Origin of the sequence: Streptomyces sp. NPDC014764 (assembly GCF_043082785.1) — a bacterium.
In the GTDB taxonomy this organism is placed as follows: domain Bacteria; phylum Actinomycetota; class Actinomycetes; order Streptomycetales; family Streptomycetaceae; genus Streptomyces; species Streptomyces althioticus.
In genome coordinates, this window is record NZ_JBIBXY010000003.1 from 62,279 (window position 1) to 87,860 (window position 25,582).

The 25,582-nt window shown below is 70.1% G+C and carries 23 protein-coding genes; 1 reads left to right on the top strand and 22 read right to left on the bottom strand.

The genetic code is table 11. The features are described from left to right. The first annotated feature begins 15 nt into the window (after positions 1–15). Entirely contained in the window at positions 16–1,839 is a 1,824-nt protein-coding gene (locus ACF1AG_RS09025) for a glycoside hydrolase family 18 chitinase (protein ID WP_359599106.1), read from the top strand. 215 nt (positions 1,840–2,054) lie between these two features. On the opposite strand, the gene ACF1AG_RS09030 is transcribed toward ACF1AG_RS09025, so the two are convergent. From ACF1AG_RS09030 to ACF1AG_RS09135, 22 genes are all read right to left on the bottom strand, one after another. Next, positions 2,055–2,501, bottom strand: a complete 447-nt coding sequence (locus ACF1AG_RS09030; protein ID WP_279329966.1) for a DUF2550 domain-containing protein — start codon at positions 2,499–2,501, stop codon at positions 2,055–2,057. A gap of 128 nt (positions 2,502–2,629) precedes the next feature. Continuing rightward, complete coding sequence (locus ACF1AG_RS09035; RefSeq protein WP_033275518.1) at positions 2,630–3,007, bottom strand: F0F1 ATP synthase subunit epsilon; 378 nt, start codon at positions 3,005–3,007, stop codon at positions 2,630–2,632. Positions 3,008–3,138: 131 nt separating this feature from the next. Beyond that, positions 3,139–4,575, bottom strand: a complete 1,437-nt coding sequence (gene atpD / locus ACF1AG_RS09040) for a F0F1 ATP synthase subunit beta (RefSeq protein WP_215211545.1) — start codon at positions 4,573–4,575, stop codon at positions 3,139–3,141. After that, entirely contained in the window at positions 4,575–5,492 is a 918-nt protein-coding gene (locus ACF1AG_RS09045) for a F0F1 ATP synthase subunit gamma (RefSeq protein ID WP_391809549.1), read from the bottom strand. Before ACF1AG_RS09045 ends, atpD begins: the two co-directional genes overlap by 1 nt. Before the next feature lie 21 nt (positions 5,493–5,513). Further along, positions 5,514–7,103: a F0F1 ATP synthase subunit alpha gene (atpA, locus tag ACF1AG_RS09050; protein ID WP_359599103.1), complete on the bottom strand. Its 1,590-nt coding sequence runs from the start codon at positions 7,101–7,103 to the stop codon at positions 5,514–5,516. Between the two features lie 148 nt (positions 7,104–7,251). Beyond that, positions 7,252–8,067, bottom strand: a complete 816-nt coding sequence (locus ACF1AG_RS09055; RefSeq protein ID WP_359599101.1) for a F0F1 ATP synthase subunit delta — start codon at positions 8,065–8,067, stop codon at positions 7,252–7,254. Beyond that, positions 8,064–8,606, bottom strand: a complete 543-nt coding sequence (locus tag ACF1AG_RS09060; protein ID WP_048459222.1) for a F0F1 ATP synthase subunit B — start codon at positions 8,604–8,606, stop codon at positions 8,064–8,066. The genes ACF1AG_RS09055 and ACF1AG_RS09060 overlap by 4 nt, the downstream gene beginning before the upstream one ends. 41 nt (positions 8,607–8,647) lie before the next feature. Next, a complete protein-coding gene (atpE, locus tag ACF1AG_RS09065) occupies positions 8,648–8,878 on the bottom strand; it encodes an ATP synthase F0 subunit C (protein ID WP_006130155.1) in 231 nt (76 codons plus the stop codon). 75 nt (positions 8,879–8,953) lie between these two features. Continuing rightward, complete coding sequence (gene atpB / locus ACF1AG_RS09070; RefSeq protein ID WP_359599099.1) at positions 8,954–9,781, bottom strand: F0F1 ATP synthase subunit A; 828 nt, start codon at positions 9,779–9,781, stop codon at positions 8,954–8,956. 225 nt (positions 9,782–10,006) lie between these two features. Next, a complete protein-coding gene (locus tag ACF1AG_RS09075; RefSeq protein ID WP_359599097.1) occupies positions 10,007–10,444 on the bottom strand; it encodes a hypothetical protein in 438 nt (145 codons plus the stop codon). 310 nt (positions 10,445–10,754) lie between these two features. Beyond that, positions 10,755–12,110: an MraY family glycosyltransferase gene (locus ACF1AG_RS09080; RefSeq protein WP_391809550.1), complete on the bottom strand. Its 1,356-nt coding sequence runs from the start codon at positions 12,108–12,110 to the stop codon at positions 10,755–10,757. Between the two features lie 124 nt (positions 12,111–12,234). Then, on the bottom strand, positions 12,235–13,473 hold the full coding sequence (gene glyA / locus ACF1AG_RS09085) for a serine hydroxymethyltransferase (protein WP_391809551.1): 1,239 nt from the start codon (positions 13,471–13,473) through the stop codon (positions 12,235–12,237). Between the two features lie 101 nt (positions 13,474–13,574). Next, positions 13,575–14,255, bottom strand: a complete 681-nt coding sequence (locus ACF1AG_RS09090; protein WP_359749215.1) for a protein-tyrosine-phosphatase — start codon at positions 14,253–14,255, stop codon at positions 13,575–13,577. Next, positions 14,252–14,899: an L-threonylcarbamoyladenylate synthase gene (locus ACF1AG_RS09095; protein ID WP_359599091.1), complete on the bottom strand. Its 648-nt coding sequence runs from the start codon at positions 14,897–14,899 to the stop codon at positions 14,252–14,254. The genes ACF1AG_RS09090 and ACF1AG_RS09095 overlap by 4 nt, the downstream gene beginning before the upstream one ends. A 56-nt stretch (positions 14,900–14,955) precedes the next feature. After that, positions 14,956–15,795: a peptide chain release factor N(5)-glutamine methyltransferase gene (gene prmC / locus ACF1AG_RS09100; protein ID WP_233226695.1), complete on the bottom strand. Its 840-nt coding sequence runs from the start codon at positions 15,793–15,795 to the stop codon at positions 14,956–14,958. Positions 15,796–15,865: 70 nt separating this feature from the next. Beyond that, complete coding sequence (prfA, locus tag ACF1AG_RS09105) at positions 15,866–16,933, bottom strand: peptide chain release factor 1 (protein WP_359599089.1); 1,068 nt, start codon at positions 16,931–16,933, stop codon at positions 15,866–15,868. A gap of 105 nt (positions 16,934–17,038) precedes the next feature. Continuing rightward, positions 17,039–17,260, bottom strand: coding sequence for a 50S ribosomal protein L31 (gene rpmE, locus ACF1AG_RS09110; protein ID WP_024884511.1), 222 nt, complete (start codon positions 17,258–17,260; stop codon positions 17,039–17,041). A gap of 166 nt (positions 17,261–17,426) precedes the next feature. Beyond that, complete coding sequence (locus ACF1AG_RS09115; protein ID WP_359599087.1) at positions 17,427–19,202, bottom strand: trypsin-like serine protease; 1,776 nt, start codon at positions 19,200–19,202, stop codon at positions 17,427–17,429. A 167-nt stretch (positions 19,203–19,369) separates the two neighbouring features. Then, the gene (gene rho, locus ACF1AG_RS09120; RefSeq protein ID WP_359599085.1) at positions 19,370–21,403 is read right to left on the bottom strand and encodes a transcription termination factor Rho; all 2,034 of its coding nucleotides are present in this window, start codon (positions 21,401–21,403) and stop codon (positions 19,370–19,372) included. Between the two features lie 418 nt (positions 21,404–21,821). After that, the gene (thrB, locus tag ACF1AG_RS09125; protein WP_086700728.1) at positions 21,822–22,739 is read right to left on the bottom strand and encodes a homoserine kinase; all 918 of its coding nucleotides are present in this window, start codon (positions 22,737–22,739) and stop codon (positions 21,822–21,824) included. Between the two features lie 470 nt (positions 22,740–23,209). Beyond that, complete coding sequence (thrC, locus tag ACF1AG_RS09130; protein WP_391809552.1) at positions 23,210–24,268, bottom strand: threonine synthase; 1,059 nt, start codon at positions 24,266–24,268, stop codon at positions 23,210–23,212. Positions 24,269–24,274: 6 nt separating this feature from the next. Then, positions 24,275–25,567: a homoserine dehydrogenase gene (locus tag ACF1AG_RS09135; protein ID WP_190002609.1), complete on the bottom strand. Its 1,293-nt coding sequence runs from the start codon at positions 25,565–25,567 to the stop codon at positions 24,275–24,277. Between the last annotated feature and the right edge of the window lie 15 nt (positions 25,568–25,582).

The following is a 25,582-nucleotide window of genomic DNA, read 5'->3' on the forward strand; positions in this document are numbered from 1 at the left end:
AGAAGGAGGCGCGGCATGCGCTTCAGACACAGAGTCGCGGCCGGAATCGCGACCCTCGTGCTCCCCTTCGCCGGCCTCGTCGGCCTCGCGAACCCCGCCCAGGCGGCGACGTCGGCGACCGCGACCTACGTCAAGACCCAGGACTGGGGCTCCGGCTTCGAGGGCAAGTGGACCGTCAAGAACACCGGCACCACCAGCCTCAGCTCCTGGACCGTCGAGTGGGACTTCCCCGCCGGCACCTCGGTCACCTCCGCCTGGGACGCGGACGTCACCTCCTCCGGCACCCACTGGACCGCGAAGAACAAGTCCTGGAACGGCACCCTCGCCCCCGGCGCCTCCGTCAGCTTCGGCTTCAACGGCGCCGGCTCCGGCTCCCCCGCCAACTGCAAGCTCAACGGCGGCAGCTGCGACGGCGGCTCCACCAACCCCGGTGACAACCCGCCCAGCGCCCCCGGCACCCCGACCGCCTCGGACATCACCAACACCTCGGTGAAGCTGTCCTGGAGCGCGGCCACCGACGACAAGGGCGTCAAGAACTACGACGTGCTGCGCGACGGCGCCAAGGTCGCCACCGTGACCGCCGCCTCGTACACGGACACCGGTCTCACCGCCGGCACCGACTACTCGTACACCGTCCAGGCCCGCGACACCGCCGACCAGCTCGGCCCGGTCAGCGGGGCCCGCGCGGTGCGCACCACCGGAGGCACCACCGAGCCGCCCACCGGCGACAAGGTCAAGCTCGGCTACTTCACCGAGTGGGGCGTCTACGGCCGCAACTACCACGTCAAGAACCTGGTGACCTCGGGCACCGCCTCGAAGATCACCCACATCAACTACGCCTTCGGCAACGTGAAGAACGGGCAGTGCACCGTCGACGACACGTACGCCGCCTACGACAAGGCCTACACCGCCGACCAGTCGGTCAGCGGCCAGGCCGACACCTGGGACCAGCCGCTGCGCGGCAACTTCAACCAGCTGCGCCAGCTGAAGGCGAAGTACCCGCACATCAAGGTGCTGTACTCCTTCGGCGGCTGGACCTACTCCGGCGGCTTCGGCCAGGCCGCGCAGAACCCCGCCGCGTTCGCCCGGTCCTGCAAGCAGGTCGTGGAGGACCCGCGCTGGGCCGATGTCTTCGACGGCATCGACATCGACTGGGAGTACCCGAACGCCTGCGGCCTGACCTGTGACAGCTCCGGCCCGGCGGCGTTCAAGAACCTCTCCCAGGCGCTGCGCAACGAGTTCGGCCCGAACTACCTGGTCACCGCGGCCATCACCGCCGACGGCTCCAACGGCGGCAAGATCGACGCGGCCGACTACGGCGGCGCCGCCCAGTACCTCGACTGGTACAACGTGATGACCTACGACTACTTCGGCGCCTTCAACGCGCAGGGTCCGACGGCCCCGCACTCGCCGCTGACGTCGTACCCGGGCATCCCGCAGGCCGGCTTCAACTCGGCCGACGCCATCGCCAAGCTGAAGGCCAAGGGCGTCCCGTCCAAGAAGCTGCTGCTCGGCATCGGCTTCTACGGCCGCGGCTGGACCGGAGTCACCCAGTCCGCCCCCGGCGGCACCGCGACGGGCGCCGCGCCCGGCACCTACGAGGCGGGCATCGAGGACTACAAGGTCCTCAAGAACAGCTGCCCGGCCACCGGCACCATCGCCGGCACCGCGTACGCCCACTGCGGCAGCAACTGGTGGTCCTACGACACCCCCGCCACCATCAACTCCAAGATGGCGTGGGCCAAGTCCCAGGGCCTCGGCGGCGCCTTCTACTGGGAGTTCAGCGGCGACACCGCCAACGGTGAGCTGGCCTCCGCCGTCGACGCCGGACTGAAGTAACGCTCGCCCGGCACACGCGATCGCCCCTCCTCCCGGCCGGGAGGAGGGGCGATGTGCGTCAGCGGCGGATCAGGCGACGTTCACCCTCCCCCAACAGCATCGCTGCCGGGGGTGCCCCCATCCAGCGGTGCCCTGAACGCCGCTACGCGACGTTCACCCTCCCCCAACAGCTTCGCTGCCGGGGGTACCCCCATCCAGCGGTGCCCTGAACGCCGCTACGCGACGTTCACCCGCTGCCCCGGAGGCGCCGCCTCCAGCCAGGCGAGGAAACCGGTCAGCGCGTCCTCGCTCATCGCGAGCTCCAGACGCGTGCCCCGGTGGAGACAGGCGAGGATCACCGCGTCGGACAGCAGCGCCAGCTCCTCCTCGCCCTCCGGGACGCGGCGGCCGGCCACCTCGATCGCGGAGCGCTCCAGCACACGGCGCGGACGGGGGGCGTAGGAGAAGACCCGGAACCACTCGACCCGGTCGCCGTTGTAGCGTGCCACCCCGTACGCCCAGCCCTTGCCGCCGGCGTCGCCCTTCTCGGGCGCGTCCCAGCGCAGGCTGCAGTCGAAGGTGCCGCCCGACCGCTGGATGAGCCGGCGCCGCAGGCCGAAGACGAAGAGCCCCACCACCACGAGGGCCACAACGATTCCGCACACAGTCAGAGCGAGGACCATCGGCACCGACCTCCTCGTCTCCTAGGTAACGGAACGGAAAAATCATCCAGATCTGCCTCAGCCGCGACCGGCTCCGGATCGCTCCGGTGCCGGCCGCGGCTGAGTGACGTCATCTCACCGTGTCGGGATCAGCGCCCCGCCGTCGCCGCCCGCAGACGGACGTCCGCGGCACGCTGGGCCTCTGCGTCGTCCTCCGCCTTCGCGCGGGCGAGCTCCTGCTCCACGCGCTGGACGTCGATCTCGTCCGACAGCTCGGCGATCTCGGCCAGCAGCGACAGCTTGTCGTCCGCGAACGAGATGAATCCGCCGTGCACCGCGGCGACGACCGTCCCGCCCTCGGGCGTGCGGATGGTCACCGGGCCCGACTCCAGCACACCGAGCAGCGGCTGGTGACCGGGCATGACGCCGATGTCGCCGGACGTGGTGCGCGCGACGACCAGGGTGGCCTCGCCGGACCAGACCTCTCGGTCGGCCGCGACCAGCGCGACGTGCAGCTCAGCAGCCAAGGTGGCTCCTCGGGTCACCACCCGGCGGTAGTGCCGGGTGTTGGTTACAAGTCTAGTGGGCGTGGCAGAGGGGGCGGGACGTGCCCGCCCCCTCAAGGGTGAGCCGTTCGGCTCACTTCAGAGCGCGGGGGTCAGGAGACGCCCAGCTCCTTCGCGTTCTTCTTCAGGTCCTCGATGCCACCGCACATGAAGAACGCCTGCTCCGGGAAGTGGTCGTACTCGCCGTCGCAGATCGCGTTGAAGGCCGCGATCGACTCGTCCAGCGGGACGTCCGACCCGTCGACGCCGGTGAACTGCTTGGCGACGTGGGTGTTCTGGGACAGGAAGCGCTCCACGCGACGGGCACGGTGGACGACGAGCTTGTCCTCCTCGCCGAGCTCGTCGATACCGAGGATCGCGATGATGTCCTGCAGGTCCTTGTACTTCTGCAGGATGTTCTTCACGCGCATGGCCGCGTTGTAGTGGTCCTGCGCGATGTAGCGCGGGTCCAGGATCCGGGACGTCGAGTCCAGCGGGTCCACGGCCGGGTAGATGCCCTTCTCCGAGATCGGACGGGAGAGCACCGTCGTCGCGTCGAGGTGGGCGAAGGTGGTGGCCGGGGCCGGGTCGGTCAGGTCGTCCGCGGGGACGTAGATCGCCTGCATCGAGGTGATCGAGTGACCACGGGTCGAGGTGATGCGCTCCTGGAGGAGACCCATCTCGTCGGCCAGGTTCGGCTGGTAGCCCACCGCGGAGGGCATACGGCCGAGCAGGGTCGACACCTCGGAACCGGCCTGGGTGAAGCGGAAGATGTTGTCGATGAAGAACAGCACGTCCTGCTTCTGCACATCGCGGAAGTACTCCGCCATGGTCAGACCGGCCAGGGCCACGCGCAGACGGGTGCCCGGGGGCTCGTCCATCTGGCCGAAGACCAGCGCGGTCTTGTCGATGACGCCCGACTCGCTCATCTCGTCGATGAGGTCGTTGCCCTCACGGGTGCGCTCACCGACACCGGCGAACACCGACACACCGTCGTGGTTGTTGGCGACGCGGTAGATCATCTCCTGGATGAGCACCGTCTTGCCGACGCCGGCGCCGCCGAACAGACCGATCTTGCCGCCCTTGACGTACGGGGTCAGCAGGTCGATGACCTTGACGCCGGTCTCGAACATCTCGGTCTTCGACTCGAGCTCGTCGAAGTTCGGCGCCTTGCGGTGGATCGGCCAGCGCTCGCCCGTGTACTCCTCGTCGGTGTTCAGCACCTCACCGAGGGTGTTGAACACCTTGCCGGTGGTGAAGTCGCCGACCGGCACGGAGATGGAGGCGCCCGTGTCGGTCACCGGGGCCTGGCGGACCAGACCGTCGGTGGGCTGCATGGAGATGGTGCGGACCAGGCCGTCACCCAGGTGCTGCGCGACCTCGAGGGTCAGCGTCTTGAGCTCGCCCTCCTTGGCCGGGTCGGCGACCTGGACGTGCAGAGCGTTGTAGATCTCCGGCATGGCGTCGACGGGGAACTCCACGTCGACGACCGGGCCGATGACCCGGGCGACGCGGCCCGTAGCCGTCGCGGTCTCAACAGTGGTGGTCATTAGTTGTCACTCCCCGCGGTCGCGTCGGCCAGGGCACTGGCGCCACCGACGATCTCGCTGATTTCCTGGGTGATTTCGGCCTGGCGGGCCGCGTTGGCAAGACGGGAGAGCGTGTTGATCAGCTCGCCCGCGTTGTCGGTGGCCGACTTCATCGCGCGCCGCGTGGCGGCGTGCTTCGAAGCGGCCGACTGGAGCAGCGCGTTGTAGATCCGGCTCTCCACGTACCGCGGCAGCAGCGCGTCGAGGACGTCCTCCGCCGAGGGCTCGAAGTCGTACAGCGGAAGGATCTCGCCCTTGCCGGCGGTCTCCGTGGCCGCTTCCTCGAGGCGCAGCGGCAGCAGCCGGGAGCCGACCGCCGTCTGCGTCATCATCGAGACGAACTCGGTGTAGACGATGTGGAGTTCGTCCACGCCGCCGTCCGCCGTCTCCGACTGGATGGCCTCGATCAGCGGCGCCGCGACCTTCTTGGCGTCCGCGTACGAGGGCTCGTCGGTGAAGCCGGTGAACGTCTCCGCGATCTTGCGCTCACGGAAGTTGTAATGGGCCACACCGCGCCGGCCGACGATGTACGTGTCGACCTGCTTGCCCTCGCGCTCGAGGCGCTCGGTCAGCTGCTCCGCCGCCTTGATGGCGTTGGCGTTGAAGGCGCCGGCCAGACCGCGGTCGCTCGTGAGGAGCAGGACCGCGGCACGGGTCGGGTTGTCCGCCTCCGTGGTGAGCGGGTGCATGGTGTTCGACCCGGTTCCGACCGCCGTGACCGCGCGGGTGAGTTCCTGCGCGTACGGCGTGGAGGCCGCCACCTTGCGCTGCGCCTTGACGACGCGCGAGGCGGCGATCATCTCCATCGCCTTGGTGATCTTCTTGGTCGCGGTGACGGATCGGATGCGACGCTTGTAGACCCGGAGCTGAGCTCCCATGAGTCAGGTCCCTTCCTTACGTCACTTGGCGGCGGACGGGGCGTCCTCGCCGAGCAGCTTGCCGTCGCTCGTCTCGAACTGCTTCTTGAACTCGGCGATCGCGTCGGCCACGGCCTGCAGGGTGTCGTCCGACATCTTGCCGCCCTCGCGGATGGAGGTCATGAGGCCCTGCTCCTTGCGGTGCAGGTACTCCAGGAGCTCCTTCTCGAAGCGGCGGATGTCAGCGACCGGCACCTCGTCCATCTTGCCGGTGGTGCCGGCCCAGACGGAGACGACCTGGTCCTCGGTCGACATCGGCTGGTACTGGTCCTGCTTCAGCAGCTCGACCATGCGCTGACCGCGCTCCAGCTGCGCCTTCGACGCGGCGTCCAGGTCGGAACCGAAGGCGGCGAACGCCTCCAGCTCACGGAACTGGGCGAGGTCCACGCGCAGACGGCCGGAGACCTGCTTCATCGCCTTGTGCTGCGCGGAACCACCGACTCGGGAGACGGAGATACCGACGTTCAGCGCGGGGCGCTGACCGGCGTTGAAGAGGTCAGACTCCAGGAAGCACTGGCCGTCGGTGATGGAGATGACGTTGGTCGGGATGAACGCCGAGACGTCGTTGGCCTTCGTCTCGACGATCGGCAGACCGGTCATCGAGCCGGCGCCCATCTCGTCGGACAGCTTCGCGCAGCGCTCCAGCAGACGGGAGTGCAGGTAGAAGACGTCACCCGGGTAGGCCTCACGGCCCGGCGGGCGGCGCAGCAGCAGCGACACGGCGCGGTAGGCGTCGGCCTGCTTCGACAGGTCGTCGAAGATGATCAGGACGTGCTTGCCCTCGTACATCCACTGCTGGCCGATGGCCGAGCCGGTGTACGGCGCCAGGTACTTGAAGCCGGCCGGGTCGGACGCCGGGGCGGCGACGATGGTCGTGTACTCCAGCGCGCCGTTCTCCTCCAGCGCGCGGCGGACCGACGCGATGGTGGAGCCCTTCTGGCCGATGGCGACGTAGATGCAGCGGACCTGCTTCTTCGGGTCGCCGGAGCGCCAGTTGTCACGCTGGTTGATGATCGTGTCGACGGCCAGCGCGGTCTTGCCGGTCTGACGGTCGCCGATGATCAGCTGACGCTGACCACGGCCGATCGGGGTCATGGCGTCGACGGCCTTGTAGCCCGTCTCCATCGGCTCGTGCACCGACTTGCGCTGCATGACCGTGGGGGCCTGCAGTTCGAGGGCGCGGCGGCCCTCGGTCTCGATCTCGCCGAGGCCGTCGATCGGGTTGCCGAGCGGGTCGACCACACGGCCGAGGTAGCCCTCGCCGACGGCGACGGACAGCACCTCGCCGGTGCGGGTGACCGGCTGGCCCTCCTCGATGCCGCTGAACTCACCGAGGACGATGGCACCGATCTCGCGCTCCTCGAGGTTGAGGGCGAGGCCGAGGGTGCCGTCCTCGAACTTCAGCAGCTCGTTGGCCATGGCCGAGGGCAGGCCCTCGACCTTCGCGATGCCGTCACCGGCCAGGGTGACCGTACCGACCTCCTCGCGCGAGGCCGCGTCCGGCTTGTACGACTGGACGAAGTTCTCCAGCGCGTCCCGGATCTCCTCCGGCCGGATCGTGAGCTCCGCCATCTGAGTTCCCTGCTCTCCTTGTTGGGCCCGAAGTTTCACTTGGGGGGTATGGGGACTCCCCCCAATATGAGGTGAATCCTCTTCACGGCCCAACCAGGGCCGTAAGTGCGTACTGCTTACTGCTTACTGCTTATGAAGAATGTGGTGCCTAGCTCGCCAGCCGGCGGCTCGCGTCCTCGAGCCGGTCCGCCAGGGAGCCGTTGATGACCTCGTCACCGACCTGCACCCGGATCCCGCCGACGACCGCGGGGTCGACGTCGAGGTTGAGGTGCATCCGCCGGCCGTACAGCTTCGCTAGGGCGTCGCCCAGGCGCTGCTTCTGGCCGTCGCTCAGCGGTACCGCGGAGGTGACCACGGCCACCATGCGGTCCCGGCGGTCGGCGGCGAGCTTGGACAGGGATTCGAGTCCCGCCTCCAGGCTACGTCCACGCGGCGCGGTGACCAGTCGCGTCACCAGACGCTCGGTGGCCGCGTTCGCCCTGCCGCCGAGCAGGCTGCGCAGCAGCTCGCTCTTGGAGGAGGCGGGCGCGCTGCGGTTGGTGAGCGCGGCGCGCAGCTCGGTGCTGGAGGAGACGATCCGGCCGAACCGGAACAGCTCGTCCTCGACGTCGTCGAGCGCACCGGCCTTCTGGGCGGCGGAGAGGTCGGCGGTGTTCGCCAGCTCCTCCAGTGCGTCCACCAGGTCGCGGGACTGCGACCAGCGGGAGCGCACCATGCCGGCCACCAGGTCGGCGGCCGGGCCGCTGACCTGCGAGCCGAGGAGGCGCCGGGCCAGGTCGGCCTTGGCGTCACCGGCCTGCGCCGGGTCGGTGAGGACCCGACGCAGCGACACCTCGCGGTGGAGCAGCGCGGTGACGGCGGCCAGCTCACCGGCGAGCGAGCCGGCGTCCGTGGACGTGGAGTCCGTCAGCGCGTCGAGACGCTCGCGTGCGGCTGCCAGGGCGTCGCGGCTCGCTCCGTTCATCGTGCGGCCTCGGCCTTCTGGTCGAGCTCGTCGAGGAAGCGGTCGATCACGCGGCTCTGCCGGGCGTGGTCCTCGAGGGACTCGCCGACGAGCTTGCCGGCCAGTTCGGTGGCGAGCTTGCCGACGTCCTGGCGCAGCGCGGACGCGGCGGCCTTGCGGTCGGCCTCGATCTGGGCGTGACCGGCGGCGACGATCTCCTCGCGCTGCCGCTGGCCTTCCGCGCGCATCTCGGCGATGAGCGTGGCGCCCTGCTCCTGCGCCTCCTGGCGCAGACGCGCGGCCTCGTGCCGGGCCTCGGCGAGCTGGGCCTTGTACTGCTCCAGGACGCTCTGGGCCTCGGTCTGGGCGGCCTCGGCCTTCTCGATACCGCCCTCGATGGCCTCGCGACGCTCTTCCAGAACCTTGTTGATGTTCGGGAGGAGCTTCTTGGCGAGGAAGCCGAAGACGATGACGAAGGCGAGCAGGCCGATGACAAGCTCAGGGATCGGCGGGACGAGAGGGTTCTCCCCCTCGCTCGCCGCGATGAGCAGCTGGCTCATGTGAGTGCCTTTCGTCTAGTCGGCTGGACTGGTCTGGTGGCTCAGTAGCCGTAGACGAACGGCATGACCAGACCGATGAGGGCGAGCGCCTCACAGAAGGCGAAGCCGAGGATCTGGTTGGCACGGATCAGGCCGGCGGCCTCGGGCTGGCGGGCCAGCGCCTGGGTGCCGTTACCGAAGATGATGCCGACGCCGACGCCCGGGCCGATCGCGGCGAGGCCGTAACCGATGGAGCCGAGGGAGCCTTCGACAGCAGCAAGGGTCGCAGACATGCCAGTTCTTCCTTTTCTTTACGGACCGGTGGGGGTTGGCCACCGGACGATCTGTGGAGGTGGAGGGCGGTGGGCTCAGTGGTGCTCGGCCATGGCGCCCTGGATGTACGTGCAGGTCAGCAGCACGAACACGTACGCCTGGAGGGCCTGGATGAACAGCTCGAAGGCGGTCATCACGATGACCATCACGAACGAGACACCCGCGTAGGCGATCCCGATGCCGTTCAGCATGTACCAGGTGGCGATCGTGAACAGCAGCAGCAGGGTGTGCCCGGCGAACATGTTCGCGAAGAGTCGCACGGCGTGGGTGAACGGCCGGATCAGCAGGTTCGAGAAGAGCTCGATCAGCATGGCCAGCGGAAGCACCGGGCCGAGCGACTTGTCGTAGCCGGTGACGTTCTTCCAGAAGCCGACGAAGCCCTGCCGCTTGAACGTCAGCACGACCCAGGTGATGTAGACGACCAGGGCGAGGACCAGCGGGTACGAGATGATCGACGTGACCGGGAACTGGGCGACCGGAATGATCGACCAGAGGTTCATCATCCAGACGAAGAAGAAGAGGGAGACGACGAAGGGAACGTACTTCTCGCCCTCCTTCTTGCCGATCGTCTCGTAGACGACGCCGCGGCGGATGAAGTCGTAACCGGCCTCCGCGACCATCTGGAGCTTGCCCGGCACCACCTGCGGACGGCGGAAGGCGGCCCAGAAGAAGCCGATGATGATCACCGAGCCGAGGAGCGCCAGGAGCATCGTCTTGTTGAAGTACAGGTTGCTGTCTCCGTCGCCCCACAGGGGCTGGAACAGGAACGAGTGCAGGCCCGGGGACACGTCGGCGAAGCCACACCCGTCGAAGAGGTGGCAGTTGGTGTCGAAGGCGAGCACCTGCGTCGGGTCAGCACTCACCGCGGGCTCCTTCAGCGTGGCGCATAGGTACGGCAACCTCGTTGTGTCGGCGCGGCGCTGAGCCGCGGTTCGGCACGGGACTGGTGTTACGGATGTGGGGGCGGCTGGGGGGCATCTCGCCTCGCGATTGAGCAGGCGTCAGCAGGGATGCCCGCGCCCGCGATGCCGCAGTTGGCACCGGACGATAGCAGGGTCTTGCATGCCTCTTTATCCCGGCCCTACCCGTCACGACGAGTGCCCCGATTTTTCGGACTTCGTGTCCGTCGTCGACTCGGGTTCGACGTAGAGAATCTTGGACTTCATGTGGGCTCGCGTCTGCGCCGCGATCCACGCGAGCGTGCCGGCGACGAGCGTGATCGCGAAGGCCTTGGGGTGGAACAGCGTGGTGTTCTTGAACACGGCCAGGAAGACGAACAGAAGCAGGATCTGCGCCGCGTAGAGCATCAGCCCCATCGCCTGGAACAGGTGAGGAAGCGACTTGGCGGTGCGCTGCAGGACGTAGAGGCCGATGCCCATGAAGAGGACGACCACGACGGTGGCGACGATCGCGCCGACTGCTCCCTTGCCGCCGACCGTCAGGCCACTGACGAGCGCGGCAACGGCTCCGACGGCAGCCGTGGGCACGGCGGCCTGGGCCAGGATCCGGACGTCATTGGACGGCATGGCGGCAACTCCGCAATTCACAGGGGGTGGTGTCGTCATGGACGAGCGTAAACCCCCGGGCCGGGTGCGATTTCACCGCACCGGTGAGCCGTCAGAGGGCGGCTCGTCGGCTCTTTCCGGGGACTCGTGAACGGTATCACAAACTATTTGATGCAGTCTTTACCTGAATCGTGTGCTCGGAGTCACACATGAGGGGGAACGCGCGCGTGCGAGCGGGCACCGGGGCCCCTATGTCTGATATTGGGGCGGTTGATGCACCCAACTCCGCCCCATAGGTCCCCCACGACTTGGCAATGCTCTAGTCGAATTCTTACCTTGCCCGTGACCGGTCGGCCAGGCGTGCGCGGGGTCCCACGGCACTCGCGCCGTTGACACCGGAGACACCGGCCGCCACCGGCGTCCGGTCCCCCGCGGCGGCCTCCTGGGCCCCCTCCACGGGCTGTGCGCCCGCCTCCGCGGCGGCCCCGGCGGTCTCCGGCACGTCGGGCTTCCCTGCGCTCCCGCGCCGGTAGCGCGGCGGCACGAACGCCTCGGCCCAGCGCGGGGCGCGCGGGGTGAAGCGCGGCAGCAGAAGCAGCACCAGACCGATCGTCGAGAGGAAGACCACACTCAGCACGATCCACATCGACGCCGAGTTCACCGAGTACGCCAGCGCGCCGAAGGCGATCAGCGCCGACCAGAAGTACATGATCAGCACCGCCCTGCTGTGCGAGTGCCCGATCTCCAGCAGCCGGTGGTGCAGATGCCCCCGGTCCGCGGCGAACGGCGACTGACCGCGCCAGGTGCGGCGCACGATCGCCAGGATCAGGTCGGCGGCCGGCACCGCGATGATGGTCAGCGGCAGCAGCAGCGGGATGTACACCGGCACCGTCTGGTGCACGGCCTCCTTCTCCGAACCGGCGAACAGCTTCAGCGCGTCCGGGTCCACCTGCCCGGTCACGGAGATCGCGCCGGCCGCCAGCACCAGCCCGATGAGCATCGATCCGGAGTCGCCCATGAAGATCCGCGCCGGATGCATGTTGTGCGGCAGGAAGCCCAGGCACATGCCCATCAGGATCGCTGCGAACAGCGTCGCCGGGGCGGCCGCCTCGATGCCGTACGAGTACCAGATGCGGTACGCGTACAGGAAGAACGCCGCCGCCGCGATGCACACCATGCCGGCCGCGAGACCGTCCAGGCCGTCGACGAAGTTGACCGCGTTGATGGTGATGACCACCAGCGCGACGGTGAGGAGCGTGCCCTGCCACTGGGTGAGCGCGACCGAGCCGACACCCGGGATCGGCAGCCACAGGATCGTCAGACCCTGCATGACCATCACGCCGGCGGCGATCATCTGCCCGCCCAGCTTGATCAGCGCGTCGATCTCGAACTTGTCGTCCAGGACGCCGATCAGCCAGATCAGCGCGGCCCCGGAGAGCAGCGCCCGCGGCTCGTTGGACTTCTCGAAGAGCGTGTTGAGGTTGGTCAGATGGTCGGCGACCAGCAGACCCGCGCACAGGCCGAAGAACATCGCGATCCCGCCGAGCCGCGGAGTGGGCTCCCGGTGCACGTCACGTGCCCGGATCTCCGGCATCGCCCCCGCCACGATCGCGAACTTCCGCACCGGTCCCGTCAGGAGGTACGTCACCGCGGCCGTGATGCAGAGCGTCAGCAGGTATTCACGCACGGGCTTCCCCACAGATCTCGCTGGCCTTCACAGCCCCACACCCTAGCGAGGGGCGGATACCAGTGGGGACTGCCGGGTGGTGACGATGGTTGCACGGACGGGCCCGTGAAGCGGCCGGGGCGGCTCAGCGCGGGTACGGCGGGAAGGCCGCCACCAGGTCGCGGACGTCCTCCCGGGCCCGTGCCGCGTCCGTGCCGCCGCGCAGCACGCTCGCCAGCACCCCGGCGACCAGCGTCATCTCCCGGGTACCCATGCCCTGCGTGGTCACGGCCGCGGTGCCCAGCCGCAGCCCCCGGTCGTCCTCGCGCGGCAGCGCACAGCAGTCGAGAACCATGCCCGCCGCCGCCAGCAGGCCGCGCGCGGTTCGCCCGTCGACGCCGAGCGGGGCCGGGTCGGCGGTGATCAGGTGGGTGTCGGTGCCGCCCGTGGTGACGACGAGCCCCTCGGCGGCGAGGGCGGCGGCCAGCGCCCGCGCGTTGGTCACCACCTGGTGGGCGTACGCCGCGAAGGCCGGGGTCGCCGCCTCCCCGAAGGCGACCGCCTTGGCGGCGATGGTGTGCATCTGCGCCCCGCCCTGGGTGAAGGGGAACACCGCACGGTCCACCCGCTCGGCCAGCTCCGTGCCGCACAGCAGCATCCCGCCGCGCGGCCCCCGCAGCACCTTGTGCGTGGTCGCGCAGACGATGTCCGCGTACGGCACCGGGCTCGGCGCCGCTCCCCCGGCGATCAGGCCCATGGGGTGCGCCGCGTCCGCGATCAGGTAGGCGCCCACGTCGTCGGCGACCTCACGGAAGAAGGCGTAGTCGATGTGGCGCGGATAGGAGATGGACCCGCACACGATCGCCTTGGGGCGGTGGGTGCGGGCCAGGGCGCGGACCTGCTCGTGGTCGATCCGGCCGCTCTCCGCGTCCACCCCGTAGCCGACGAAGTCGAACCAGCGGCCGGAGAAGTTGGCCGGCGAGCCATGGGTGAGGTGGCCGCCGTAGGGCAGGCCGAGGGCGAGGACCGTGTCGCCGGGGCGCAGCAGGGCGGCGTAGGCGGCGAGCACCGCCGAGGAGCCGGAGTGCGCCTGGACGTTGGCGTGTTCGGCGCCGAACAGCGCCTTGGCGCGGTCCACGGCGAGCCGTTCGGCCACGTCGACGATCTCGCAGCCGCCGTGGTGCCGGTTGCCCGGGTATCCCTCGGCGTACTTGTTGGCCAGCGGAGAGCCCAGGGCCGCCAGCACCGCGGGCGACATGAAGTTCTCGGCGGCGATCAGCTGGAGCGTGGTCGCCTGCCGCTCGCGCTCCCCGAGCAGCACCTCGGCGAGCTCGGGGTCCTGGCGGCGCAGGACATCGGCCTCGCGCGCAGGGGTGACCGTCATGGTGGACTCCCGGACGTCGGCACTGACGTACGACCAATGTAGGCCCGCCCGTCCCGGTACGCCCGAGTTCTTGCAACCCTCCCGCGGGCGCCGCCGGGCGCTCAGGTCCGTGCGGGCACTCCGGTCAGCGCCGTGACCACGGGGTCCAGCGCCTGGTGTATCTCGTCGCCGATGGAGCGGAAGAAGGACAGCGGGGCGCCGTACGGGTCATGGACCTCGTCCGCCTCGGCCGTGGGCGCCAGCAGCCAGCCGCGCAGCGCGGCGGACGCGCGGACCAGGGCGCGGGCGCGCATGACCAGGCCGTCCTCCAGAGGCGGCAGGGTGGCCGGGTCGATCGCGTTCACCAGGCGGGTGAACTCCTTCAGCGTGAAGGTGCGCAGCCCCGCCGAGTGGCCCATGGAAATGACCTGGGCGCGGTGGTCGCGTGTCGCGGTCAGCACGAGGTCGGCGCGGATGACGTGCTCGTCGAGCAGCTCCCGGCCGGTGAAGCCGGAGACGTCCGCGCCGTACTCCGCCAGCACGGTCTCCGCGTGCGCCTCCATCGGGGCGCCCTCGTGGCCCCAGGTGCCGGCGCTCTCGACGATCAGCCCGCCGCCCAGGACACCCAGGCGCTGGTGCACGAAATGCCGGGTCAGCCGCTCGGTGATGGGCGAGCGGCACACGTTTCCGGTGCTGACGTGGAGGATCCGGAAGGTGTCACGCGGGAGCCCTACGAAGGTGGTGGTGATCTCCGCGGCTCGTTCCCCGTTGCCTATGCCACGCCCCGCCTCAGGGGCCGTCAATTCGCCACCTCGAGATCGGGTACCACCTTGCGCAGCTCGTCGGCCGAGAGGGCGCCCTCGCGCAGCAGCACGGGCACCGGGCGGGTGACGTCGACGATGGAGGAGGGCACGTTGCCCGGCGTGGGGCCGCCGTCGAGGTAGACGGAGACGGAGTCGCCGAGCATCTCCTGCGCGGCGTCGCAGTTCTCCGGCGCCGGGTGGCCGGTGAGATTGGCGGAGGACACGGCCATCGGGCCGACCTCGGTGAGCAGCTCGATGGCGACCGGGTGCAGCGGCATGCGCACCGCGACCGTGCCGCGGGTGTCGCCGAGGTCCCACTGGAGGGACGGCTGGTGACGGGCGACCAGGGTCAGCGCGCCCGGCCAGAACGCGTCGACCAGTTCCCAGGCCATCTCGGAGAAGTCCGTCACCAGACCGTGCAGGGTGTTCGGGGAGCCGATGAGGACGGGCGTGGGCATGTTGCGGCCGCGGCCCTTGGCCTGGAGCAGGTCGGCGACGGCTTCCGAGGTGAAGGCGTCGGCGCCGATGCCGTACACGGTGTCCGTCGGCAGCACCACGAGCTCGCCCCGGCGCACTGCGGACGCGGCCTCGCGCAGACCGGTCACGCGGTCGGTCGCGTCGTTGGTGTCGTATCGCCGAGCCATTTAGCGGGCCTCCTCGTACACGTGCTGCTGGGGGGAAGAAGTATGCGCCGGTCCGGTCACGGCAGCGCCTTGCGTGCGGTGGCGAACCGGGGGCGGTTGTTCAGGTCGGGGTGGTCGGCCGCGTCGGTCCAGCCCCGGTCCTCGGCGAAGATCCACGGCACCTGCCCGCCCTGGGTGTCGGCGTGCTCGACGACGACCACGCCGCCGGGGCGCAGCAGCCGGTGCGCGGTGCGCTCCAGGCCGCGGATCAGTTCGAGGCCGTCCTCGCCGGAGAACAGGGCCAGCTCGGGGTCGTAGTCGCGGGCCTCGGGGGCGACGTACTCCCACTCGGTGAGGGGGATGTACGGCGGGTTGGAGACGACCAGGTCGACCTGGCCGTCGAGGTCCGGGAAGGCCGTCAGGGCGTCTCCCTGGCGCAGTTCGACCCTGGACCCCTCCATGTTCTTCCGGGTCCACCTGAGGGCGTCCTCGGACAGCTCCACGGCGTACACGCGGGACCGGGGGACCTCCTGGGCGAGCGCGAGGGCGATCGCGCCGGAGCCGGTGCACAGGTCGACGATGCACGGCTCGACCACGTCCATGGCGCGCACCGCGTCTATGGCCCAGCCGACCACCGACTCGGTCTCCGGGCGGGGCACGAAGACACCGGGGCCCACCTGGAGCTCCAGGTAGCGGAAGTACGCCCGTCCGGTGATGTGCTGGAGCGGCTCGCGGGCCTCACGGCGGGCGATGACCTCCCAGTACCGGGCGTCGAAGTCGGCGTCCTTGACCGTGTGCAGCTCGCCGCGCTTGACGCCGTGCACGAACGCGGCGAGCTCCTCCGCGTCGGTGCGCGGCGAGGGCACGCCCGCGTCGGCGAGCCGCTGGGTGGCCTGGGCCACCTCGGCGAGCAGCACGCCGCGGGGGTTCGGGGGTCGCCCCCCAATGTGTTGCTGCACGCTGGTCCTCCGGACTGTCTTCGGGTGCTTAGGCGGCGGCGAGCTTGGCGGCCGAGTCCGCGTCGACGCAGGCCTGGATCACCGCGTCGAGGTCGCCGTCCAGGACCTGGTCCAGGTTGTACGCCTTGAAGCCGACGCGGTGGTCGGAGATGCGGTTCTCCGGGTAGTTGTACGTACGGATCTTCTCGGAGCGGTCGACGGTGCGGACCTGGCTGCGGCGGGCGTCGGCGGCCTCGCGCTCCGCCTCCTCCTGGGCCATGGCGAGGAGCCTGGAGCGCAGGATACGCAGTGCCTGCTCCTTGTTCTGCAGCTGGCTCTTCTCGTTCTGGCAGGAGGCGACGACGCCGGTCGGGATGTGCGTGATGCGCACGGCGGAGTCGGTGGTGTTCACCGACTGCCCGCCCGGGCCGGAGGAGCGGTAGACGTCGATGCGCAGGTCGTTGGGGTTGATCTCCACGTCGACCTCCTCGGCCTCCGGGGTCACCAGGACGCCCGCGGCGGAGGTGTGGATGCGGCCCTGCGACTCGGTGGCCGGCACGCGCTGCACGCGGTGCACGCCGCCCTCGTACTTCAGCCGGGCCCACACGCCCTGGCCGGGCTCGGTCTGCCCGCGGGTCTTCACCGCGACCTGGACGTCCTTGTAGCCGCCCAGCTCGGACTCGGTGGCGTCGATGATCTCGGTCTTCCAGCCGACGCGCTCGGCGTAGCGCAGGTACATGCGCAGCAGGTCGCCGGCGAACAGGGCGGACTCGTCGCCGCCGGCGCCCGCCTTGATCTCGAGGATGACGTCCTTGTCGTCGCTGGGGTCGCGCGGGACCAGCAGCAGCCGCAGCTTCTCGGTGAGTTCCTCGCGCTGCTGCTCGAGGTCCTTGACCTCGGCGGCGAAGTCCGGGTCGTCGGCCGCCAGTTCGCGCGCGGCCCCGATGTCGTCGCCGGTCTGCTTCCAGGAGCGGTACGTGGCGACGATCGGGGTGAGTTCGGCGTAGCGCTTGTTCAGCTTGCGCGCGTTGGCCTGGTCGGCGTGGACCGACGGGTCGGCGAGCTTCTTCTCCAGGTCGGCGTGCTCGGCGACGAGTTCCTCGACGGCCTCGAACATCTTGGGCTCCTGCTGGTGCGTGGGTGAAGGGCGGGCGACCAAAAACGCCGGTCCCGGCCTGCCCCCGGGCGGGGGCGCGGCCGTGGACCGGCGATTCGGTGCTCGCTACTTCTTGGAGCCGGCGGCCTTGCCGAAGCGGGCCTCGAAGCGGGCCACACGGCCACCGGTGTCGAGGATCTTCTGCTTGCCCGTGTAGAACGGGTGGCACTCGGAGCAGACCTCGGCGCGGATGTTGCCGCCGGTGATCGTGCTGCGGGTGGTGAACGACGCGCCACAGGTGCAGCTGACCTGCGTCTCGACGTACTCGGGGTGGATGTCGCGCTTCAAGGTGTCTCCTAGGTATCGGGAGGGCGCCGGGTCGCCGCCGCGGGATGCGGGAGCGTGAACCGGAGCCGACGTACCAGTCTGCCAGGACTGGGGCCGTCTCCCAAAACGGGGGTGGCCCCGGGATCATTCCCGGGGCCACCCTTCGTCCTCACGGACGGCGTCGTGCTCAGCCCAGCAGGTCGTAGTTCTGGTAGCCGGTGCCCATGGAGACGCGCGTCGAGAAGAACGGCGCCGCGTTGCGGCCGGTGCCCCGGTACGCGTACAGGGTGCCGCTCGGCGTGCGGGCCAGCAGGTCCGCCTTGCCGTCGCCGCTGACGTCACCGACGGTGACGACCGCGTTGTACGTGGTGCTCTTCCACGTGGCCAGCTTGGTGCGGCCCGTGAAGGAACCGGCGCCGGCCTTGCCCGTGCCCTTGTACAGGTACAGGTCGCCGGTGCTGCGGACGCGGGCCACCAGGTCGGCCAGGCCGTCGCCGGTGAAGTCGCCGTGGCCGCGCAGGACGTCGAACCCGGCCCAGCCCGTGCCCGTCTTCAGACGGGTCGAGAAGGTGCCGTTGCCCTTGCCCGGGTACGTCCACAGCACGCCCGCCGAGTCCACCATCAGCAGGTCGGGCACGTAGTCGCCGGTCACGTCACCGGGGGTGACGATCTGGCGGACGGACTTCCAGCCGGTGCTGAGCCGCTTGGTGGCCCAGGAGTTGCTGGAGATCACGTAGTGCGCCCAGTACAGGGACCCGTCCGTGGCGCGGTAGACGAGGTCCTGGTAGCCGTCGCGGTCGAGGTCGGTCTGGAGGACGATGTTGACGCCCCTCCAGTCGCCCCACTCCTCCTGGGCGGCGAACTTGGAGCTCAGCGAGTTCCGGGAGTAACCGACACCCGTGGACTTCTTGCGGACCCACAGGTCGGCGCGGTGGTCACCGTTCATGTCGGTGTCGTCGACGCGCGGGTAGGTGACGCCGACATAGCTCGCCACCTTGGTGAAGACGCCGAAGGCGCCCTTCTCCACACAGTCCTTGATGCCCCAGGAGACGACGCCCACGATCCGGTTGTTGACCACCAGCGGACCACCGGAGTCGCCGTTGCAGGCGGTGGTGGTGCCGGCGTCGCTGCCGGTGGCCGGCGCGCCCGCGCAGACCATGTGACCGCGGACGTAGTCGCTGCCCCAGTAGGCGCCGCAGGTGGCGTCGGACTGGATCGGCAGCGTCGCCGTCTTCAGGTACTCGGAGATCTCGTTGTTGGTGGAGGTGGTGCGCCCCCACCCGTAGACCCGGGCGTTGGTCCCGGCGGCGTACGACGCGGTGTCACCCGCGGTCGTCATACGCAGCGGCGTGGCCTTCACCGGCACCGGCAGCGTGAGCAGCGCGATGTCGTTGTCGATGGCGGCCGCGTTGTACGCCGGGTTGTGCCACTGCCGCCAGACACCGGTGGCGGTGCCGCCGTGCAGGTCGCCGTCGACCGAGGGCAGCTGGGTGGCGCCCGTGACGACGGCGCCGTTCAGGTGCCAGTTGTAGCCCTTGACGCAGTGCGCGGCGGTGAGGATCTTCGTCGGCGCGACGACGACGCCGCCGCAGAAGAAGCCCTCGTCGGCGACCGGGTCGTAGTAGTGCAGCTGCGCCATCCAGGGCGCCGCGGAGATCGTGGTGGTGGTGCCACCGATGATCTTCGCGTCGATGCCGGAGTCGGCCTTGCCGCTCGTGCTGAGCGGCGCCTTGTCCTTGGCCCGGGCGGTCTCGTCCGCCGCCATCGCGTCCACGACGCGGCGGATCAGCTCGGACTGCGAAGGTGACTCCATCGCCGGAGTGACGTTCGGCTCGGGCAGCGCGGGCGCCGCCTGGGCCGCCGGCGCCGACAGCAGCGCCGCCCCGACGGCCGCGGCGGCACCGGCCGCGGCCACGGCGAACCGGCGTCTGCGACGGCCGGGTCCGGACATGGGTATAGCCATGCAATTCCCCCCTCGGGATGCTGAGTTCGAGCGTCACACCCTGTTCAGGGACAGCTCGAAGCAGCGTGATCGTACACCTGTCCGACCACATCTGTGCACGAAAAACGGCCGTCCCGTGGAGGGACGGCCGTTCGCGTGCCCCCGCGGGGGCTCAGAAGGGGGTGACGTCAGTCGCCGTTGCCCGGCGTCGGCGTCGTCTTCTGGATCTGCATCAGGAACTCGACGTTCGACTTGGTCTGCTTCATCTTGTCGAGGAGCAGCTCGATCGCCTGCTGCTGGTCGAGCGCGTGCAGCACCCGGCGCAGCTTCCAGACGACCGCGAGCTCCTCGTTGCCGAGCAGGATCTCTTCCTTACGCGTACCGGACGCGTCCACGTCCACCGCGGGGAAGATGCGCTTGTCGGCGAGCTTCCGGTCGAGCTTGAGCTCCATGTTGCCGGTGCCCTTGAACTCCTCGAAGATCACCTCGTCCATGCGGGACCCGGTGTCCACCAGGGCGGTGGCGAGGATGGTGAGCGAGCCGCCGTCCTCGATGTTGCGGGCCGCACCGAAGAAGCGCTTCGGCGGGTACAGGGCGGTCGAGTCGACACCACCGGACAGGATGCGGCCGGAGGCCGGGGCGGCCAGGTTGTAGGCACGGCCCAGACGCGTGATCGAGTCGAGCAGCACGACGACGTCGTGACCCAGCTCCACCAGGCGCTTGGCGCGCTCGATGGCGAGCTCCGCGACCGTGGTGTGGTCCTCGGCCGGGCGGTCGAAGGTCGAGGAGATGACCTCGCCCTTCACCGACCGCTGCATGTCGGTGACCTCTTCCGGACGCTCGTCGACCAGGACGACCATCAGGTGGCACTCGGGGTTGTTGTGCGTGATCGCGTTGGCGATCGCCTGCATGATCATGGTCTTGCCGGTCTTCGGCGGGGCCACGATCAGACCGCGCTGGCCCTTGCCGATCGGCGACACGAGGTCGATGATCCGCGTGGTCAGCACGCCCGGGTCGGTCTCCAGGCGGAGCCGGTCCTGCGGGTACAGCGGGGTCAGCTTGTTGAACTCCGGGCGGCCGCGGCCGTGTTCGGGCGCCATGCCGTTGACGGAGTCCAGCCGGACCAGCGCGTTGAACTTCTCGCGCCGCTCGCCTTCCTTGGGCTGACGGACCGCACCGGTGATGTGATCGCCCTTGCGCAGGCCGTTCTTGCGGACCTGGGCGAGGGAGACGTACACGTCGTTCGGGCCGGGCAGGTAGCCGGAGGTCCGAATGAAGGCATAGTTGTCGAGGATGTCCAGGATGCCCGCGACGGGGATCAGGACGTCGTCCTCGTTGATCTGAGGCTCCTGCACGTCGTCGCGGCCACGGCGGCCACGGCGGTCGCGGTAGCGTCCGCGACGGCCACGGCGGCCGGCTCCGTCGTCGTCGTACCCGTCGTCCTGACGGCCCCCGCCGCCCTGCTGGTTCTGCTGACGGCCGCCGCCCTGGTTCTGCTGCTGGTCGTCGCCCTTGTTACGGCGGTCGCCACGGTCACCGCGGTCACCACGGTCGCGGTCACGACCGCGCTCACGGCGGTCGCGGCGGCGGCCCTCGCCGCCGTCGTGGTCGGACTTGCCCTCGCCCTGCTGGGACTGCTGCTGGGCCGGGGCGTCGGACTTGGTCTCGGTCTTCGCCTCGGCCGTGACGGTCTCGGTCGCGGCGGCCGGGGCACCCGCGTCGGCGGTGGCGCGACGGCGGCGGCGCTCGGGGGCGGCCTCCGTGGCCTGCTCGGCGGCGGACGCCTTCGGCGAGGGCTGACCGGGGATGTCGATCTGCTGCTGGGCCGCGGCCTTGTCGGCGGGCGCCTGCTCGTCCTTGGCCTCGGTCTTCTTCTCGGCCTTCTCGGCCGTGTCACCCGTACGCGTGCGGGAGGTCGCGCGGCGCTTGGGCTTGGTCTCGGCGGACTCGGCCTTGGCCGGGGCGTCCCCGGAAGGGGTGCCTCCACCGGCGGCCTGCGCCTCCTTGATGACCTCGATCAGCTGGCTCTTGCGCATGCGCGCCGTGCCCCTGATACCGAGGCCGGATGCGACCTGCTGCAGCTCGGCCAGCACCATGCCCTCGAGGCCGGTACCGCGGCGCCGCCGGGAGCCGGCACCGGAGGCAGGCGCGGAAGCGTCCGTGGCGGGCGCGGCAGCGGTCTCCTCGACACGTGCGCCCATCAGATCGGTGGTGTCGCTCACGAAGGGTCCTTCCCTGGAGCGGACGTCGGCCTGTCTGGCTCGGCGACCGGTTGTGCTGTCCGGCATCGTTCCCTGATGTGTGGACCGTGCCGGGGCGGTTGTCCGCCTGCGCGGCGGAAGAGATATCTGGTGATGGCGCTACCTCGAGCCGTGGCACCCGGTGTCACGTGGCGTGGTCGCACCGATTCCGAAGCTCCCCCAGAGGGGGTGCCCCCACCTGCGGGCCGCTCGGTGTCCGCGTACGACGTACTGCCCTCGTACGTAGCAGTGAACACAGTGCGGCTTGGGGGGCTCCCGGAAGAATGTCTGTCCCGGACGGGGACACGAGGCACCTCGCCATGGTGGGGTCGGGTGCAGACTTGAGGTTAACACTACCGGATCCAACAAACATTCCCCCTCTCCAAATCCGGCAACCGTGTCAGGTGGCGAGCGGAAGGACGCTCGCTCCCTGGACGTCCAGGCTCAGCCGGTTGGCGGCCCAGTCGGCGCCGGCGAGCGCCTCGACCTTGTCGGCCGTGCCCGCGTCGGCCAGCGCCATGACCGTGGGTCCGGCGCCGGAGATGACCGCGGGGATGCCGTCCCCGCGCAGCCGCTCCACCAGTGCGGCGCTCTCCGGCATCGCCGGGGCGCGGTACTCCTGGTGCAGGCGGTCCTCGGTGGCGGGCAGCAGCAGCTCGGGGCGCCGGGTGAGGGCCTCGACGAGCAGGGCGGCACGGCCCGCGTTGGCGGCGGCGTCGACGTGCGGCACGGTGCGCGGGAGCAGTCCGCGCGCGGTCTCGGTGAGGACCGGCTTCGCGGGCACGAAAACCACCGGAACGATGGAATCGGCGGGCTCCATCCTGATCGCCCGGGCGGCGCCGCCCTCCATCCAGGACAGGGTGAAACCGCCGAGCAGACAGGCGGCGACGTTGTCGGGGTGGCCCTCGATCTCGGTGGCCAGCTCGAGCAGCGCGGTGTCGTCGAGCTTGCTCTCGGCGCCTATGGTCACGGCGCGGGCGGCGACGATCCCGGCGCAGATGGCGGCCGAGGAGGAGCCGAGGCCCCTGCCGTGCGGGATGCGGTTGGCGCAGACGATCTCCAAGCCGCGCGGCTGCCCGCCGAGCAGGTCGAAGGCGGTGCGCAGGGAGCGTACGAGAAGGTGGCTCTCGTCCCGCGGGAGGGTCTCGCTGCCCTCACCCGCGATGTCGATGTGCAGCCCGGAGTCGGCCACCCGGACGACGACGTCGTCGTAAAGGCCCAGCGCCAGGCCGAGGGCGTCGAAGCCCGGGCCGAGGTTGGCGCTGGTGGCGGGGACGCGCACCCGGACGGCGGCGGCGCGGAACGCGGGACCGGCCATCGCTCGAAGACTCTCCTTGAGCTGCGTGAACTGTCGAATGACGTTCGATGGACATTCGATGGCGTACGAGAACCCTGGCGCCGCCGACCGGGCTGGCCGGCCGCTTCCGGGCCGTCCCGGGTCACTGGCGGGACCCTGGGGACGACGGACTGCCGCGGCATATGCGGCGGGCGGGTTCCCTACAGCCTATCGAAGGAAGGTTCACCTGCGACATAGGGCGCACAGGAGGCGCACGATGCGTGTCGCAAGCCCCCTGTGCACCCCCCGTAGGTAGCGTCCCCACGCAGGCGCGTCCTTACGCCGGTTCTGCGGTTCCGCATCCGCGGAAGCGCGTGGTTCTCGCGGTTCCGCATCGGCAGTAACGCACGGTTCTCACGGCTCCGCATCGACGGAAGCGCGTGGTTCTCGCGGGCTTCGCGTCGACGGAAGCGCGTGGCCCGGCGGGCCGGACGGCGCCTGCTCCCGGCGGGTCAGACGAGACCGAGGCGCTGGGCGGCGGTCGCCGCGTCGACCGGGACGGTGACCGGCTGCGGGGCGCCCGCGACCGCCCAGTCGGGGTCCTTCAGACCGTTGCCGGTGACCGTGCAGACGATCTTCTGACCCGGGTCGACCATGCCCTGCTCGGCGGACTTCAGCAGACCGGCGACCGACGCGGCGGACGCCGGCTCGACGAAGACCCCCTCCTGGGAGGCCAGCAGCCGGTAGGCGCGCAGGATCTCACGGTCCGTCACCTCGTCGATACGGCCGCCCGATTCGTCCCGCGCGGCGAGCGCGAGCTGCCACGAGGCGGGGTTGCCGATCCGGATGGCGGTGGCGATCGTCGAGGGGTCCTTGACGACCTCGCCGCGCACGATCGGGGCGCTGCCGGAGGCCTGGAAGCCCCACATGCGCGGGGTGCGGGAGCTGACACCGTCGGCGGCGTACTCCTTGTAGCCCTTCCAGTACGCGGTGATGTTGCCCGCGTTGCCCACCGGCAGGACGTGGATGTCGGGGGCGTCGCCCACCATGTCCACGATCTCGAAGGCGGCGGTCTTCTGGCCCTCGATGCGTACCGGATTGACCGAATTGACCAGCGCCACCGGGTAGTTGTCGCTCAGCGAGCGGGCCAGCGTGAGGCAGTCGTCGAAGTTGCCGTCGACCTGGAGGATCTTCGCGCCGTGCACCAGCGCCTGGCCCATCTTGCCCAGCGCGATCTTGCCCTGCGGCACCAGCACGGCGGAGACCATGCCGGCGCGCACGCCGTACGCGGCGGCGGACGCGGAGGTGTTGCCCGTGGAGGCGCAGATGACCGCCTTCGCGCCCTCCTCCTTGGCCCGGGAGATGGCCATCGTCATGCCGCGGTCCTTGAAGGACCCGGTCGGGTTCGCGCCCTCGACCTTGAGGTGGACCTCGCAGCCGGTGCGCTCGGAGAGCACCTGCGCGGGCACGAGCGGCGTACCGCCCTCACGGAGCGTCACGACCGGCGTGGTGTCCGACACCGGAAGCCGGTCCCGGTACTCCTCGATGATTCCGCGCCACTGGTGGGTCATTGCTGGTTACTCTCCTTCAACCCGCATGATGCTGGCGACACCACGCACGGTGTCGAGCTTGCGCAGCGCCTCCACGGTCCCGCCGAGGGCCGCGTCGGACGCACGGTGGGTGACGACGACGAGCGACGCCTCCCCGTCCTTGCCTTGCTGGCGGACCGTGTCGATCGAGACACCGTGCTCCGCGAACACGGTGGCGACCTGGGCGAGGACACCCGGTTTGTCGGCCACGTCCAGGCTGATGTGATAGCGCGTGACGACCTCGCCCATAGGCGAGACGGGCAGCGCCGCGTAGGCGGACTCGCCGGGTCCCGTGGTGCCGCCGAGCCGGTTGCGGCCGACCGCGACCAGGTCGCCGAGCACGGCGGAGGCGGTCGGGGAGCCGCCCGCGCCGGGGCCGTAGAACATCAGCTGCCCCGAGGCGTCGGACTCGACGAACACGGCGTTGTAGGCGCCGCGCACGGAGGCCAGCGGGTGGCTGAGCGGGATCATCGCCGGGTGCACGCGGGCGGTGACCGACGCGCCGTCCTCGGCCCGCTCGCAGATGGCGAGCAGCTTGATGGTGCAGCCCATCTCCCTGGCGGAGGCGAAGTCCGCGGCCGTCACCTCGGTCATGCCCTCGCGGTAGACGTCGTCGAGGCGCACCCGGGTATGGAAGGCGATGCCGGCGAGGATGGCGGCCTTGGCGGCGGCGTCGAAGCCCTCGACGTCGGCGGTCGGGTCGGCCTCGGCGTACCCCAGGGCGGTGGCCTCGTCGAGGGCCTCCTGGTAGCCCGCGCCCGTGCTGTCCATCTTGTCGAGGATGAAGTTGGTGGTGCCGTTGACGATGCCGAGCACCCGGTTGACCTTGTCGCCGGCGAGGGACTCGCGCAGCGGGCGGATCAGCGGGATGGCGCCGGCCACGGCGGCCTCGTAGTAGAGGTCCTTGCCGTGCTCCTCGGCGGCGGCGTGCAGCGCGGCGCCGTCCTGGGCGAGGAGGGCCTTGTTGGCGGAGACGACGGAGGCGCCGTGCTCGAAGGCGGTGGTGATGAGGGTCCGGGCGGGCTCGATGCCGCCGATGACCTCCACGACGATGTCCAGGTCGCCGCGTTTGACGAGGGCGGTCGCGTCGGTGGTGATCAGCGCGGGGTCGATGCCCTCGCGCACCTTGTCCGGGCGCCGTACGGCCACGCCGGCGAGCTCGACCGGGGCGCCGATGCGGGCGGCGAGGTCGTCGGCGTGCGTCGTCATGATGCGCGCCACCTCTGAGCCGACCACTCCACAGCCCAGCAGCGCCACCTTCAGCGGACGCGTACGCATCATCCGACCTCGTTTCCT

Bases quoted from the DNA above. Each gene is read 5' to 3' on its own strand.
- ACF1AG_RS09025 (WP_359599106.1), top strand. From the start codon at position 16: ATGCGCTTCAGACACAGAGTCGCGGCCGGAATCGCGACCCTCGTGCTC.
- ACF1AG_RS09030 (WP_279329966.1), bottom strand. From the start codon at position 2,501: ATGGTCCTCGCTCTGACTGTGTGCGGAATCGTTGTGGCCCTCGTGGTG.
- atpD (WP_215211545.1), bottom strand. From the start codon at position 4,575: ATGACCACCACTGTTGAGACCGCGACGGCTACGGGCCGCGTCGCCCGG.
- ACF1AG_RS09045 (WP_391809549.1), bottom strand. From the start codon at position 5,492: ATGGGAGCTCAGCTCCGGGTCTACAAGCGTCGCATCCGATCCGTCACC.
- atpA (WP_359599103.1), bottom strand. From the start codon at position 7,103: ATGGCGGAGCTCACGATCCGGCCGGAGGAGATCCGGGACGCGCTGGAG.
- ACF1AG_RS09055 (WP_359599101.1), bottom strand. From the start codon at position 8,067: ATGAACGGAGCGAGCCGCGACGCCCTGGCAGCCGCACGCGAGCGTCTC.
- ACF1AG_RS09060 (WP_048459222.1), bottom strand. From the start codon at position 8,606: ATGAGCCAGCTGCTCATCGCGGCGAGCGAGGGGGAGAACCCTCTCGTC.
- atpE (WP_006130155.1), bottom strand. From the start codon at position 8,878: ATGTCTGCGACCCTTGCTGCTGTCGAAGGCTCCCTCGGCTCCATCGGT.
- ACF1AG_RS09075 (WP_359599097.1), bottom strand. From the start codon at position 10,444: ATGCCGTCCAATGACGTCCGGATCCTGGCCCAGGCCGCCGTGCCCACG.
- glyA (WP_391809551.1), bottom strand. From the start codon at position 13,473: ATGACGGTCACCCCTGCGCGCGAGGCCGATGTCCTGCGCCGCCAGGAC.
- ACF1AG_RS09095 (WP_359599091.1), bottom strand. From the start codon at position 14,899: ATGGCTCGGCGATACGACACCAACGACGCGACCGACCGCGTGACCGGT.
- prfA (WP_359599089.1), bottom strand. From the start codon at position 16,933: ATGTTCGAGGCCGTCGAGGAACTCGTCGCCGAGCACGCCGACCTGGAG.
- ACF1AG_RS09115 (WP_359599087.1), bottom strand. From the start codon at position 19,202: ATGGCTATACCCATGTCCGGACCCGGCCGTCGCAGACGCCGGTTCGCC.
- thrB (WP_086700728.1), bottom strand. From the start codon at position 22,739: ATGGCCGGTCCCGCGTTCCGCGCCGCCGCCGTCCGGGTGCGCGTCCCC.
- thrC (WP_391809552.1), bottom strand. From the start codon at position 24,268: ATGACCCACCAGTGGCGCGGAATCATCGAGGAGTACCGGGACCGGCTT.
- ACF1AG_RS09135 (WP_190002609.1), bottom strand. From the start codon at position 25,567: ATGATGCGTACGCGTCCGCTGAAGGTGGCGCTGCTGGGCTGTGGAGTG.